General features: G+C 36.7%; 11 protein-coding genes and 2 pseudogenes. 10 read left to right on the forward strand and 3 right to left on the reverse strand.

Features of this window, described 5'->3' with window-relative positions; genetic code table 11:
- Positions 1 to 32: 32 nt before the first annotated feature.
- Positions 33 to 1,205, reverse strand: a complete 1,173-nt coding sequence (locus tag NSQ44_RS15360) for an MFS transporter (RefSeq protein ID WP_340857509.1) — start codon at positions 1,203 to 1,205, stop codon at positions 33 to 35.
- Between the two features lie 1,065 nt (positions 1,206 to 2,270).
- Between NSQ44_RS15360 and NSQ44_RS15365 the strand changes: the two genes are divergently transcribed.
- Genes NSQ44_RS15365 through NSQ44_RS15385 form a run of 5 tightly spaced genes read left to right on the forward strand, consistent with a single transcriptional unit; the run spans position 2,271 to position 5,937 of the window.
- Positions 2,271 to 3,911: an AAA family ATPase gene (locus NSQ44_RS15365; protein WP_130157217.1), complete on the forward strand. Its 1,641-nt coding sequence runs from the start codon at positions 2,271 to 2,273 to the stop codon at positions 3,909 to 3,911.
- Between the two features lie 18 nt (positions 3,912 to 3,929).
- Positions 3,930 to 4,376 carry a hypothetical protein gene (locus tag NSQ44_RS15370; protein ID WP_066248066.1) on the forward strand — a complete coding sequence of 149 codons (447 nt, stop codon included), beginning with the start codon at positions 3,930 to 3,932 and terminating at the stop codon, positions 4,374 to 4,376.
- Between the two features lie 8 nt (positions 4,377 to 4,384).
- Complete coding sequence (locus NSQ44_RS15375) at positions 4,385 to 4,597, forward strand: DUF2997 domain-containing protein (RefSeq protein ID WP_066248063.1); 213 nt, start codon at positions 4,385 to 4,387, stop codon at positions 4,595 to 4,597.
- Positions 4,598 to 5,314, forward strand: a complete 717-nt coding sequence (locus NSQ44_RS15380) for a ComEA family DNA-binding protein (RefSeq protein ID WP_340857510.1) — start codon at positions 4,598 to 4,600, stop codon at positions 5,312 to 5,314.
- Positions 5,314 to 5,937, forward strand: coding sequence for a 4Fe-4S single cluster domain-containing protein (locus NSQ44_RS15385; protein ID WP_066248060.1), 624 nt, complete (start codon positions 5,314 to 5,316; stop codon positions 5,935 to 5,937). Before NSQ44_RS15380 ends, NSQ44_RS15385 begins: the two co-directional genes overlap by 1 nt.
- 821 nt (positions 5,938 to 6,758) lie before the next feature.
- Here NSQ44_RS15385 and NSQ44_RS15390 read toward each other — a convergent pair.
- Positions 6,759 to 7,088 carry a hypothetical protein gene (locus NSQ44_RS15390; RefSeq protein WP_340857511.1) on the reverse strand — a complete coding sequence of 110 codons (330 nt, stop codon included), beginning with the start codon at positions 7,086 to 7,088 and terminating at the stop codon, positions 6,759 to 6,761.
- A gap of 533 nt (positions 7,089 to 7,621) precedes the next feature.
- Here NSQ44_RS15390 and NSQ44_RS15395 point away from each other — a divergent pair.
- From NSQ44_RS15395 to NSQ44_RS19090, 5 genes and pseudogenes are all read left to right on the forward strand, one after another.
- Positions 7,622 to 8,791, forward strand: coding sequence for an ISL3 family transposase (locus tag NSQ44_RS15395; protein ID WP_340857512.1), 1,170 nt, complete (start codon positions 7,622 to 7,624; stop codon positions 8,789 to 8,791).
- 205 nt (positions 8,792 to 8,996) lie between these two features.
- Positions 8,997 to 10,178 carry an IS701 family transposase gene (locus tag NSQ44_RS15400; RefSeq protein WP_340857514.1) on the forward strand — a complete coding sequence of 394 codons (1,182 nt, stop codon included), beginning with the start codon at positions 8,997 to 8,999 and terminating at the stop codon, positions 10,176 to 10,178.
- A gap of 195 nt (positions 10,179 to 10,373) precedes the next feature.
- Positions 10,374 to 10,639 (forward strand): annotated as a pseudogene (locus NSQ44_RS15405) (hypothetical protein); the annotation flags it as partial.
- Between the two features lie 15 nt (positions 10,640 to 10,654).
- Positions 10,655 to 11,584: a hypothetical protein gene (locus tag NSQ44_RS15410; protein ID WP_340857517.1), complete on the forward strand. Its 930-nt coding sequence runs from the start codon at positions 10,655 to 10,657 to the stop codon at positions 11,582 to 11,584.
- A 246-nt stretch (positions 11,585 to 11,830) separates the two neighbouring features.
- Positions 11,831 to 11,944 (forward strand): annotated as a pseudogene (locus tag NSQ44_RS19090) (hypothetical protein); the annotation flags it as partial.
- 488 nt (positions 11,945 to 12,432) lie between these two features.
- Here the strand turns inward: NSQ44_RS19090 and NSQ44_RS15415 are convergent.
- Positions 12,433 to 12,822, reverse strand: a complete 390-nt coding sequence (locus NSQ44_RS15415) for a hypothetical protein (protein ID WP_340857518.1) — start codon at positions 12,820 to 12,822, stop codon at positions 12,433 to 12,435.
- Positions 12,823 to 12,857 lie beyond the last annotated feature (35 nt).

Here is a 12,857-nt window from a genome sequence, read left to right on the forward strand (position 1 = left end):
GATCACAGCTTTTTTTCTTGATGTCATAGAGGCTATTTTTTATTTTTTTCTGCATATGCTGTATTAAAACTCAATCTCCCTGGGGTTCTTCCTGCGAGAAATAAATTACTTAATAGTGCCAAAATGATTGTTCCAATTGTTAAAAAAACGACACCATGCCATCCGTAATTTTCCCATAAAAGGCCGGGAATCCAACCGCCAAGGCTTCCTCCTAAATAGAAAAACACCAAATATAAAGACGTAGCAGCTCCCCGTGAATCGGCGGCCATATCTGTCACATAAGCTGTTGTTGCTGATTGAGAAGCAAAATTTCCGAGCGTCAACAATGATGATCCCACAACAAGCGCAGGAATCGTTGGCCAAAGCGTTATGAAAATACCGATTCCGCCAAGAATATGCCCCATACTCATTGTCCAACGCCGTCCAATCTTATCAGATATCATGCCGGCTATAGGAGCGGAGAAAATGCCGAACGCATATGTAGCATAAAGCAACGAAATTTGTGTATTGCTTAACTGAAAAGGTTGAGCAACATAAAAAGGAATATATGTGAAAAAGCTAATAAATGCGAAGAATTGCGAAAAACCTATAGTGAATGTACCTATCAGAGCAGGATTTTTAAAATGTATGCCAAAACTTTGTTTCTTCCTTTCTCTTTGATAGTTAGGTTTAGGGAGATATTTCCAAACTAAAAAAGCAACGACCATGGAATACACCGCGATTATTGAAAAAACAGTCCTCCAGGAAAATGTGTCGGCTATCGGTCCAGAAATAACCCGTCCCAGCAATCCGCCCGCCACATTAGCACTTACATATACTCCCATCACTCTTCCACGTTGATTTAGAGGAAATTCTTCAGATACATATGCCATCATCACAGCCAAGATGCCAGGTATGATGAGACCATACATACATCGCCAAAATAAAATTGATGAAAATGATTCACTAATGTAAATCATCATACTCGGAAAAATTAATAATATACTTGCAAAAAGAATAACTTTTTTTCGATCCCATTGGTCCAATAATTGTGCAAATACAAAAGATGACACGGCTAATGAAATAATGGTAATCGAAATAGCTGAGCTTGCCGTTGCTATCGATATATTAAATTCTTGAGTCCACAACGGGAGTAGAGGCTGTGGTGCATAAAGAACAATGAACGCATTTGCTGTAGCTACAAAAATAATGAATAAACGTAACATATAGTGACTACTCCTCCGCTATCTTTTATTGTTGAAGTCATCTTTTTAATGTTTACTGAGAGCATCGGCCGGTTCATATTCAATAATGCAGCCTATACAATGAATGACATCCTTATATGGAAAACAAATTACCGAGGATGAGAAGAGTTCTTTTCGTTTAACAAAAAAGTAACTCTTTTAAATAATTCGAGATACGAAAGAAATATCCTTCATTTTTTTATCCTCACGCCTCTTTCAATCTATAATCGTTCCAAATATATAGAAAAAAGAACAGCCAACCATATGAATGCGGCTGCACTTTCGAATCCTATTTAATAGAATCTACTTTTTTCGAAAATACAAATTCAGAGTCGCCAACGCCACTTATTCTATAAATCGTATCATTTTCCTCAAGAACAATATTGTCTCAGCCAATTCACTTGAAATAACCGTTACTATCAGAGCCTGTATCAACCAATATCCGATTGTATTTGATAATTGAATTTTGAGCCACTCCGATCTAACTTTGCAACTGGTAAATCTGCATAAATCTTGATGTCAAAAAAGCTTCCTTGTCTTATAATAGGCATAGGGGGTCAACCTTAAGTCGATAGATTGTTTGCCCGCTTACTTATTTCGACATTTTCGGGAGCACTTCTTATTTAGTGCTTAGAAATCTTTGAGTCTGGATGAATAATATTTATAAAATTCATTCAATTTATTATTTTTAGTATTGTTCAAAATTAATGTAATATTAATGATGAAGAGAAAGGTAAAATTACAACACTAAACTCATACACTTGCTTAAATGCCTTGAACAAGAAACTAATTACAAAGCTTTGATTTATTTAGACTGCTAGCTTTTATCAGTATGGGAAACTTATTTGATATACCCAAAAACGTTAATTCCAGTAAAAATATCCAAAGTTAAGGTAAAAGAAAGTTATTCCAAAATTATCTAGGTAAGTTACCTTTTATCACGGATTCAGGTATCTATAGGATATATGGGTAAAGATATATTTTAAACATTACAACTGCTTATAAAATTCTTAATAACCCAAAAATCTAAAGGAAGAAGGGAAAGCATTGAATTACTTAGTAAAGCAAAAAAGATTTGTAGCTAATTTGTTTAAAGCTAGATTCCCATTTATATATATTCCAACTTGGGAAGAGCAAAGAGCACTAGCACTTATTAATGACATTGCCTATGATCAACAGTTGATTAAAACAACAAGAAAATTATTTACTTGGAAGATTACGGAAGGGATTGTAGGAGAGGGTATACGTAAAGACGATACGAAGGTTCCTGTAAAAGCATTAGAATTTATTGAAAAGTATGATGAGCCCGCTATTTTTGTACTGCAAGACTTCCATGTTTATTTTGGTGATCAAGGAAGATTACCAGATCTTCTTGTGATAAGAAAACTACGTGACATTGTAATGAGTTTAAAACAAAGTGTTAATCCAAAGAATATTGTATTTTTATCTCCAATTCTTAAATTACCGCAAGATTTGGAGAAAGATATTACAATTGTTGATTTTCCTTTACCAACCTTTACTGAAATGAAGCAACTGCTTGATGAAATGATTGAAGTAAACCGACAAACAGGAAGAATTGAAATTAACTTAAATGAAGAAGAAAAAGAAAAACTCGTAAAAGCATCATTGGGTTTAACACTTTCGGAAGCCGAAAATGCCTTTGCACGGGCAATGGTTGATGATGGAAAATTATCAATCAAGGATGTTGAAGTAATCCTTCAAGAAAAAGAACAAATCATTAAGAAAACAGGGATACTAGAATTTATATCGAGTAATCTTAATATGGATGAAGTCGGTGGATTAGAAAATTTAAAACGTTGGTTGAAAAAAAGAGATAAATCTTGGTTAGAGTCTGCGCAACAATATGGTTTACCAGCTCCAAAGGGTGTGCTCATTACAGGTGTTCCAGGTTGTGGTAAAAGTTTAATAAGTAAAGCGATTAGTGGAATGTGGCAGCTTCCATTACTGCGATTAGATATTGGAAAAGTGTTTAGCGGCATTGTTGGTAGTAGTGAAGAAAATATGAGAAAAGCGATTCAAACAGCTGAAGCCATTGCTCCTTCCATCTTATGGATTGATGAAATCGAAAAAGGATTTAACGGAACTAGTTCATCTGGAGATAGCGGGACAAGTTCTCGTGTTTTTGGACACTTTTTAACTTGGATGCAAGAAAAAGAAAAATCCGTATTTGTAGTTGCCACTGCAAACAATATATCGGCACTTCCTCCTGAAATGTTGCGAAAAGGTCGATTTGATGAAATTTTCTTTGTTGATTTACCAACACATAGAGAACGTATTGAAATCTTCCGAGTTCATTTAAAGAAAAGATTAAATAACCCAAGCGTAAAAGGTAATTTTGAAATTAGTACTGAAAACCTGGAAAAATTGGCTGACATGACGGAGGGGTTTGTAGGAGCAGAGATTGAACAAGTTGTCATAAATGGATTATTTGAGGCATTTTATGAAGAACGAAGTGTTCAATTTAGTGATTTTGAAAAAGTTTCGAAATTAATTGTACCACTTGCGGTGACACAGGCTGAACAAATTAAAGAGATTCGTGAATGGGCTAGTGTTAGAGCGGTTGCGGCTACGCCTAGAGAAGATCGAGCGGAGTATTGCGAATCAAATAGCTCTAACATGGATATGGATATTAAGTCCACTCGTGGCGGTCGTGCGATTGACTTTTAATAGAAGTAGGTGAATGAATTGAGCATTGAACTTTTGTTAGTTCCAATTGGTATTGCAACAATTAGTTCGATTAAAGCCTTTGCAAATCAAAAAAATGATTCCTTTATCATTCCAACGATTATGAAGAAAGAAGATTTACTTCAAAAATCGATTGAACAGTATGGTTGCAAAGTGACAAAATTGACTGAACAAAATTACCAAACGACAATTGAAGATCTTCAAATTTATTTTCAACTAACTGAACAGGGGTATTTTGAAGCGATATTTAACAATAGTGTTGACACACAAGCTGCCATGGAATTTATTGAAAATTTACAGACAGAATACAAATATCTAATACAACAAGAAACTTATCAACATTTACTTAAACAAGCAGCAGAACATGGCCTACATCTGGAATCGGAAATTATGCAAGAAGACCGAACAATTGTTTTAACTTTTAATGTCAACAATATTTCTAAATAGGTGATGCTATGGGAACCAAAAAAATACAGATCAAATTGACAGAAGACGGTAAAATCTTTGCGGAAACAATTGGCATGAAGGGACAAGAATGCATCAAGTATATTGACCTTTTGGAGAAACTACTCGAATCGGAAACAGTTGATTCAAATTATAAAGAAGAATATTTTCAATTTGAAGAAACTATAACTGAACAAAATAAATTGAAGCTAAAGGAGGAGTGAATGATGCGGAGTATAACCGAGAAGGGGATAGGTTGGGAATTACGTAACTCCATCTGGATGCTATGGGTCTTTTTCCCTTTTGCTTTTTTTAATTATATTTCTTTTTTCTATGCAGCTTTCAGAGTAAGACAAAGAAAATGGTTTTTTGCAGGACTCATATATACTTTACCTTTTATCATATTTTTAATTGCAGAAGAAGGACATTTCTTATTTGATATCGCGGTTGCATTAGCACTTATTAGTTGGGTTTCTTCCATCTTTCATGTTTTTAGAATTAGACCTGAATATTTACTCCGTCTTGAATCACAGCAAAAAGTACAAGAAAAAAATTTAAAGCAATTAAAAGAAGCTATTGCGAAAGAACATATCCTTGAATCGAATGATGAACAGCAAGTGATTTCTCCAAAGGAAGAATTTATAAACCCAATGCAGCCATCAATTGAAAACGAAAGCGTAAGTAAACGAATCGATGTCAATCATGCTTCAGCAGATGAAATTGCAAAGGTACCTGGGGTTGGATTGATTTTTGCGAAAAAAATACTTGCAGAGAGAGAAAGGGTAGGATTCTTTCAAAATTTCGAACACTTTATCCAAGTTCTTGGGATTAAGCCTCATGTAGCTGAAAAAATGAGACCATATTTACAGTTTAATACTGACGATAATAATCAAGGAAATCAAAAGAAAAAAATGGAACGAGGAAGAGTTGTGGACTTTTGATGGAACTGTACATACATCGTTATATTCCAGTTACTGAAGTGGAAGGACCAGGCAAAAGATTTGCAATTTGGGTACAAGGTTGTTCAATTCGTTGTAAAGGGTGTGCCGTTCCTTGGACTTGGGTAAATGAAAACGGTACAAAAATGAATGTGGAGAATTTATTTGAATTCATTAAAGATAGTAAAGAGCAAAACGAGATTGAAGGCGTCACATTTCTTGGAGGAGAACCGTTTGATCAAGCTGAAGCCTTAGGGGAACTAGGAAGAAAAGTGAAACAACTCGGCTTAACAGTTATGACATTTACAGGGTATTTATATGATGATTTGAAAAAACAAAAACAAAATCAACAGCTGCTATCAGTGACAGATTTGCTAATCGATGGACCTTTTATCGAAGAAAAATTAGATTTAAGCCGTCCTTGGGTTGGTTCATCCAATCAAAACTATCATTTCCTCACGGATGTTTATAAACATTTAGAAACGAACTTTCATCAATTTCAAAATAAAATTGAAATTCGAATTTCTCAAAATGGTACAATCTCAGTGAACGGAATGGCAACGAAAGATACATTGAAAGAAATATTGAATCAGCACACTTTTAAACGTATCCGATCAAATACTTAATTTTTATTTGTTAGGTGCACTTGATAAAGAAACAATAGATAATCCCCTACCTTTCAGGTACCGTCAAAAATTTTGTGTAATACAAGATAGATAGGGGGTCTCTGAAAGGGATTTGGAATGTTTCTCCACACGGGGCTGTCCAGAAAATCAAATCCCCATAAAAAACAAAAAATCATAAACATCGATATATCAACGTTTCTAAAACATCAAAGGGGGCGTCAATAAGTAGTAAAAACGACTTATTAGACACCCCCATGTGGAAAGTGGGAATCCTCCTATTTTTTTGATTTGCATTATTTAGTTCTTCAAACATTTGCTCGAGGGCTGCTTGTACTTCGGCCAATCCTGGCAACTTTCGCTCTGCCCATTTCTCATTAGCTGATAAGTACTGACCACCGTTACAAATATAGGAAGATAGTACATGAGGCACCACTGTATGGAAACAACAAAATTGATCGCAGTTTCCCCTCTTCGAATGTAAACTCTCTGGAGCACGCGTTCCTTTTACAGGTTCGATATCAACAATTTCTTTTTTTTTTGGATAGGATTAAGATGCGGTAAGTATTTTGACAGAAAAATACCCCGAAATCAGAAATGTTTATTTTCCGAAATCGGGGTTGGAGTTTATTTTAATAGGGCATAAAAAAGAAAAGGGATTTAGAAGATAAGAAAAAACATGATGATATGATCCCCTTATAGTAGACAGAAAAAAGACAGGAAAGATTGCAACTTTGGGATGGCGTTTTTAGTTGGAAAACGAACTCTGTATAGGTTGAATGTTTTAACTTGGCTAGTCTAGGATTAATTGACCAAATCCTCAATCATAAGGTTGTGGTTGCCAGGTCATTTTCACCTAGGCAATCGATTACTTTCTCGTATACCAACCGGCGGCAGATGTTATTGCGAAGCTTTATAATGCAGGATGATAGGCTTATTTTTTTCATTGTTGCTTTATATAAACTAATTTCACCAGTTGTATGTTCGGAGTCTGCGGAATCAGCCACAAAATTTTCATTTAATGATATAGTCCAAATCTCTTCGTTATGTCTCATTAAAACAACAGCAAGAGTGCCAAACTGAGTAATATGATCCCAGTAAAATAATTCCTTTTTACCATTATGAGTAACAGAAATTCCTTCTGAATTGCTCACAACCTCAACGTTATTTCCTTGCCACCGACCATGGATTTCAGCCCCGACATAATAATAAGACCTTCCGTTACCGCGATCACCATAAGTCCCGATAAATTGTTGAATCGTATGATCAACGGTTTTATATGTAACGGCGGCAATAACATTCGCTAACTATTCCACTTTAAAATTCCCCATCTGTTTTATAGGGAAGCCTTTCTTTTGGACGAGACAGAATTCCGTAATAAGACCTCAAGTAAACGGCATCCCCACTCTAATTGATAATACATGTTTAAAATCAGGCGATATACTTATGATATTTTTAACTTTTTTACCATTTGCAACAAACAATCCCTCATTGACTACTTATTCCATCCAATTTCTGGATGATGCGTCTCAAACCCTAGGATATTTTACTTAAAATAGAAAGTTTTAGGCTCTTCACCACAAAATGTACTTGACAATCAGGTTGTTTTCTGATCAAGGGTACAAAAAATGCGAAATTTCCTGTATGGTAAAGGTGACCAAACCATCAACCATGGAGGAAATTTCGCATGCAATCTCAGTTTATCAAAGATTTGATCACTTTACCAGACTTTCTTATTCAAGGAGAACGAAAAGAGGGAGAACGATGGATTTTTGAACTTTCCCTCCCTCCTCATTGTCCGATCTGCCCGACTTGCTTCGGACGGACAACCAAAATATCATCGAAACGAAAACAATGGATTCATGGCTATACCAATACGGTCGGTTTATTTTGGATTGAACTTCCCATAGAAAGACGGCGTTGCCAAGCCTGTTTTCTGACGTTCACCGTTTCTTATCCGGGACTTCCGTCTCACAGTATCGCGACGGAATCGTTTCAACATTGGGTCGCCCAGTTATGCATCGGAAAAACGATTCAAGAAGTCGCTCGCTTGTTACAACTCGCCTATACGACAGTAGAACGCTGGTTTTATCAATATGCCCCGGCTCTTTTACCAACATCGAATCCTACAGTAGTATGTGTGGATGAATTCGCTTTCCGAAAGGGACATGATTACGGAGTAGCGGTGATGGACACACAGACTCGGAATGTCCTTTCCATTGCTTCTGGAAAAAATGAAGAAGCCATTGTGGAGGCGCTTCAACCCGTCGCCTCCAAAGTGAAGTATGTTGTCAGCGACTTGGCTCCTGCCATGAGAAAAGCCATTGAAAAGGTATGTCCAAAAGCCATCCATGTTCTTGACCACTTCCATGTGATTCAGTTATTCACCGATGCACTGGAACGTTGTCGCAAATACCTTGCCAAAGGCGGAACCAAACATGGAAGCGTTCGCCGCGTGTGCCGATTGTTAAGCCAACGTCCAGAAAAATTAACAGAAGAAGAGAGACAGGAAGTTCGACAATGGTGCCAAGAAAGTGCTTATTTACGTGATGTCTATCAAGCACTTCAACATTTCCGTTACGTATCCAAAAGCCAAACAAGAAAGCAAGCCGAAACTCGTTTGACCCAATGGTTTGACCGGTACCTTTTTAGCGACTGTGCCGCCGTACGCAGTATTGCCAAGGCACTCATCACCCGAAGAGACGCAGTGCTTTCTTGCATCGTTTTTTCTTACTCAAATGGTCCAATGGAAGGAATCAACAACAAAATAAAATTGATCAAAAGGCGAGGATATGGGTATCGAAATATCCAGCGTTTTACTTTGCGTGTCCGTCTAGAGACCTCTATCACATTTTAACGTAAAAATCAAGTACATCTTTTGGTGATGAACCAAGTTTTAGGTAGATTATTTAAATTTTTCCTTATAATCATTTAACTATTTACTGTAGATGAGCAAATTCGCTAACATAAATTTACAACCAAACAAAAAAAGAGACATGAACCCGATTCCTTGATTAGAATAGATGTGTCACCAAAATTATTCACAAGGAGGTTCATGTCTCATGAATAGATTAGCACATCATCAAGGAATCCACAAGTTTTTCACGATGTTGGGGTTGGCACTTTATTTTTCAAAACCTGTCATGAAGCATCTCGTTCATATCGTGGATGCGATGATCACGAAAGGCTTTTCTGGAACGTTGACCGATCTTCATCATTGGAGCTTTCACCCCAATCATCGAACGACACTCAGCCATTTTTTCACGAAAAGCCCTTGGGATGAAGAGACGCTGCTTCGCAAACTTCAACAGTGGATGCTTCGTCGTGTCGAACGCATCGCCAAACAGGAGAATCAACCCCTTTTTGTTTCGATCGATGATACGATTTGCCAAAAAACCAAGCCTTCGTCACAGGCAACGCACGCCATTCAAGGGTGTGATTGGCACTATTCTCACACAGAGAAAAAGTCGATCTGGGGACATTCTCTCGTTTGGCTCATGGTTCATACGATGACCCAGGCTTTTCCCTTTGCGTTCCGCCTCTACGACAAGGCGGCTGGGAAAAGCAAGGGGGAACTCGCGATCGAGATGCTTTCTTCTTTGGATGTACACCGTCCTGTTTATGTGCTGATGGACTCTTGGTATCCATCGCAAAAGCTCGTGGAAGCTTGTCTGAAAAAGGGATTCCACGTAATCGCAATGCTCAAGACGAATCGGGTTCTTTATCCAAAAGGCATCGCCATCCAAGCCAAACAGTTTGCCCGCTATATCGAACCGAACGACACCCATCTCGTCACGGTGGGAGAAGAGCGTTATCGCGTGTATCGCTACGAGGGAGCGCTGAAAGGTCTCGATGATGCCGTTGTGCTGCTCGCTTGGAAAGCCGATCAGCCGATGACACCTGAACATCTTCACTGCGTCTTGAGCACCGACCGGGAGCTAAGCGATGAAGAGATCTTGCGCTACTATGCCCAGCGTTGGTCGATCGAATGCTTTTTTCGACAAGCGAAAGACCAGCTGAAGCTCGATGGGTACCGCGTTCGCGGACGTCGGGCGGTGAAACGCTACTGGATCTTGGTGCAGCTTGCTTACGTGTACAGCATGTTCGAGTCGAACAGCGATTTTTCTGATGGGCTCGATCTTCTGCGCAAGAGAAAAGGACATAGCCTCGTGGAGTTCATTTACCGTGCAGCGAAACAAAATATTCCCATTGATACCGTGAAAAAACAGCTCCACGTGGCATAAGGGGTACCCTGTTTGCCTCTTTTACATGGTAATTATTGTAATTAAAATTGCTCAACTACAGTATTTATTTAAAAAGCCGATTATAAATAATGAAATTGTTTGGTTTTCAATTTAATTATCACTTTGATGACTATTGTGTGCAGAAAAGCTTTGCGGAAGACCAACCAAACATGAACTCTGCAAGTTCCGATTTTTGCAATTACGGGATATCTGGAAGTAGGTACGCTTTTTACATAGCACGAATCACAATATTAATCTGGTCCAAACCCGTACTACTATAGTTCGTTTGTTGATACTTTAAAAAAACAACACAACGCAGACTGGAAACTGGCGATTTTAACTATGGCAATCACATTTTAATCGTCGATTTAAAAACAGGTAAATCAATCGATTTCTTTAGTGCATTGAATTTTTACTATGAAAGCAAAGTTGAACCATTACCTTCCATTAATTATTTAGATAGGGAGGGAATAACCGTGAAAATTGATCTTGGATATATCGGAGCAATAGTCGCTCGAAATAGAGCCAAAATGCCAACCGTACACGAAATCAAAAATCCATTGGCCGGACAACAAGTGGAAGTCATCCGAAACGGACAAGCCTATAAACTTACGATTTCGGATGAAATCAAACAAGTTCAAGGCTTGATGGCCATACCGATGGAAAAGTTTTTTCACGTAGAAAACGCTGACCCTTCTGATATTTTCTCTTATCGGCCAAAGGATCAATGGCTTGTGTTCAGCCAATATTTATATGAATCCAAATACTTTGATTCGCTAAGTAATGAAGAAGTAAAAAAAGTAGAATCCATCTTACAACACATAACGGACGGAGTAGATAGTTTGTCGCCATATCTAGGGATTAGCCTTTTTGGAATTAGTAAAGAACAACAGCATTCTTATGAAGCCCATCTTGAATTGGCTTCTTCAACAGCTGCACTTCAATACTTCAGTGATACGTTTTTAAGCGGTGATGTAAAAAAAGGATTTGATCAACTGATTCAAGATTATGTCCGCCACAATACGAAAATAGCCATAAATCACCAATCGGTAGAGGAGCGATTCATCGCAGCACGAGCCAAAATCAGGTCACTAAATGCTCCTTTAACATACCAACAAAGCCGTGAGCTGTCCATGACGAATAAACTTGGGAAAACGGTATATACACAAGCAGAAATTGAATCAGTCATCAAAAATTATCAAGAAATGTTTGAGAGCATTCAAAATGAAGAAGATTTGTCTGGAGTGCTTGCAAAAGCAAAAGAACAACTGCTTTCATTTGCTACGAAAGGCATCTCACCAAGGGATATAGATTACCAATTTGCAAGAGATTTTGTTGCACAGCGTGCCGATGACACATTCAATCGAATTGAAAATTACTGGCGTATGTTATTGCAAGAAAAATAAATTGTTCATTTGATCCGTGTTAAAAGATAGGGGGAAGTTTTTGTACTTTTTAACAAAAGTTGAGCAAAATATTGAAAAAGCTCAACCAACAGAAAATTGCTTGCAATGAAAATTACCGCTTAATAACTGAAGAAATCAATAATCTGCTTTCGAATAAACTGAAGCTTAAGCTGGAAAAATCTACTATCAATCCAAACGTGAACGAAAGAAATATGAGGAAAGATTACAAAATGATTTAATAGACATTTCAATGAACTAACTTCTGAGATGCTTCACCGTTTGGTTGATCGAATCGAAATAAAAGAAGATGTTTCACCAAAGATTTATTATCATTTCAAAAATGATATTTTAAAAGAATAAAAGATATAGGAAAAGCACGTTTCATGATTTCCAGAAACGTGCTTTCAGCTTATCGACAAAGTCGACAAACTGGGATTAGTTTAAAAAGCTAATCTTTTTGATTCCATTAAAAGCCAGTTACGAGTGGCATAGGGGGATACCGCGATAATAAAGAAAGCTAAGGTTCTATGAATTAAGACTTCATATTTTAGTGTTTATGATAAATTAAATCAGTTTCGTAACTATCACCGCTGTAATTATTTTTTTAAATACAATCTCTTTAATTCTTCTGTTTCTTCTTTCTTTAATTTAAAATTATAATGTGAAATGATCTTTTTCATTAAGGAGTCAAATTGCTTTAAATAAAAGCCATAATTGTAAATTATCACAAATGCACTTGGCAATCTTTTGTTTCGGACAATTGGGATTATATTATTCTCAAAAGACAAGAAAAAACATCACAACGATCGTCATTTATTTTATCAATATTTATTTTTCCAATTTCTTTCCTATACAAAGAAAAATAATTTTTTCCCTATATGATCTTCAAGGATTTTATTTGCTTTATTAACATCTTCTCCTATATTTCGCAGCATTTTTCTTACGCTATTACTTGGTTTATCTTGATTAAAGTAACTATACACAACAATATAAAATGCCAATTGGCCAAATTCCGAATCGGCATATTGTCCAATCAAAAATTCTTTATTTCTTTGGACTTCATATAATCTCATTTTTTTGTTGACAATATCAGTTTTACATCTTATAGACATATCGAAATACACATTGTCTTTATCATAATTTTTTTGATAGACAGAAACTTCTTTTAACGATTGGTTATCATTTTCAACGATAAAAAGATTAAGATCCTTCTTTAAGAGTTCTAGCACATTCATCATGGACTCCACTTCCTTACAGAAACAAGTTCAATTAA

It is taken from the genome of Aeribacillus sp. FSL M8-0254 (genome assembly GCF_038008845.1).
GTDB lineage: Bacteria > Bacillota > Bacilli > Bacillales > Aeribacillaceae > Aeribacillus > Aeribacillus composti.